The sequence below is a fragment of the Thermoflexus sp. genome (assembly GCF_042408365.1).
Classification (GTDB): Bacteria; Chloroflexota; Anaerolineae; order Thermoflexales; family Thermoflexaceae; genus Thermoflexus.
Genome location: NZ_JBHOQJ010000292.1, coordinates 1 through 1,606, shown reverse-complemented (window position 1 = coordinate 1,606; position 1,606 = coordinate 1). Strand labels below are relative to the sequence as shown.

At 60.3% G+C, this 1,606-nt stretch carries 1 protein-coding gene and 1 tRNA gene; both read left to right on the top strand.

The window, feature by feature from the left end; all coding sequences use genetic code 11:
• Positions 1 to 141: 141 nt before the first annotated feature.
• A tRNA-Glu gene (locus ACFMO5_RS13440) sits at positions 142 to 215 on the top strand.
• Between the two features lie 101 nt (positions 216 to 316).
• Entirely contained in the window at positions 317 to 1,354 is a 1,038-nt protein-coding gene (locus tag ACFMO5_RS13435; protein WP_376793261.1) for a polysaccharide deacetylase family protein, read from the top strand.
• The last annotated feature ends 252 nt before the right edge of the window (positions 1,355 to 1,606 follow it).

Below are 1,606 nucleotides of genomic sequence, written 5' to 3'. Positions count from 1 at the left end.
GAATCGAAAGCTCAGCACTACGAGTTGGGATAACCTCCCCTATGGTTTGCAACAAGGCGCCCCAAAGCTAAAAATGGACAAAGCACTACCCGTGAGCGCTTCTTTCCAATCAACCCTCCATGGTATAATTGCCTATGGCATGCCCCCGTCGTCTAGTGGCCTAGGACGCCGCCCTTTCAAGGCGGAGATCAGGGGTTCGAATCCCCTCGGGGGCACCTCCGATCCCCGCGCCTCGGATGGAGCCAGGAGGTGCGGGGATTTTTCTCGAACGGATCCTGCCTCTCCTTCATCGAGGGTTCATCGGCGGATTCAACCGATGCGCTTCCAACGACCGCGAGCTCCCGGACATCAGAACCTTTTGCTGCTATGGCTGTTGGCTTCAGGCGGGCTTGTCGCGCTCGCCCTGCTCATCCTCAGCCATGCCTGGAACGCCTTTGCGCGGGAGGCTTCTGATCGATCGTTTCAGATCCCGACGGAAGCTTGGGCTCTCGTCTCCACCCCGGAGAGCACACCCACGGTGCTCCCCACCGCTTCAGCCTCTCCAACGATTCAGTGGTCCCCCACTCCTGAGCCGTCGCCCACTCCCTACCCGACCCCTACACCCTATCCATTTTTCCAAGAGCCCTTGCCGCCCTCCGACGGCCAGCCGCGGGCGCTTCGGGTGCCGATCCTGATGTATCACTACATCTCGAATCCTCCGGCGGGAGCGGATCGCTACCGACTGGACCTCTCGGTGCGGCCATCGATGTTCGAGGCTCATCTCCAATACCTGCGGCAGGCAGGGTATGAGACGGTTTCCCTCAGCGACCTCATTCTGCATCTCACCCAAGGACATCCGCTTCCTCCGCGACCGATCGTGCTGACCGTGGATGACGGCTATCGGGATGCCTATGAGGAGGCATTTCCCATACTTCAGCGCTACGGCTTCCGGGCCACGTTCTTCATCCTCACCGGCCGGGCTGATGAGGGGGATCCCCGCTACCTGTCCTGGGAACAGATCCGGCGGATGAGCGAGGGGGGGATGGACATCCAGCTTCACGGTCGGGAGCACATCCCGCTCAGCGGAAGGGATGAAGCGTTTCTCTTTTATCACATCATTGGCGGAAAGCAGTCCATCGAGGCTCATACCGGACGCCCAGTGCGCTTTTTCGCCTACCCCTCATCGGATTACGATGAGCCGCTGATCCGATTCCTGGATGGCTATCGGTTCTGGGGCGCGGTGACCACGGCTTACGGGGCCGACGAACGGTTGGCGAATCGCTTCCTGTGGCCCCGGGTTCGGATCCGCGGCACCGATGGGGTTGAGAAGCTGGCGTGGAAATTAAGCCTCCTGGGCGCAAACCCCGCCCCGTGATGCAGCGGTTGAGGTTTTCCTGCTCCGTTGCGGACAAAGACCGTTCGTATGATTGTTGTGCAGGGCAGGCCGCTTACGCGGCCCGCCTTACACGAGAGGTAAAATGGCTTCGCCCTCTTTCTCCCCCCTTCCCACGGCCCAAGTGATTGTTCAAAAATCGGCAGCACGGTGGCAAGATGGGATCGCCCTGCGGAGTCTCTGTTTTTCTTTTTCCCCTTTAGCCCAACACCATCGCCAGGTGGGCTCCACCTC

Coding starts and splice junctions, on each gene's coding strand:
- ACFMO5_RS13435 (WP_376793261.1), top strand. CDS start 317: ATGCGCTTCCAACGACCGCGAGCTCCCGGACATCAGAACCTTTTGCTG.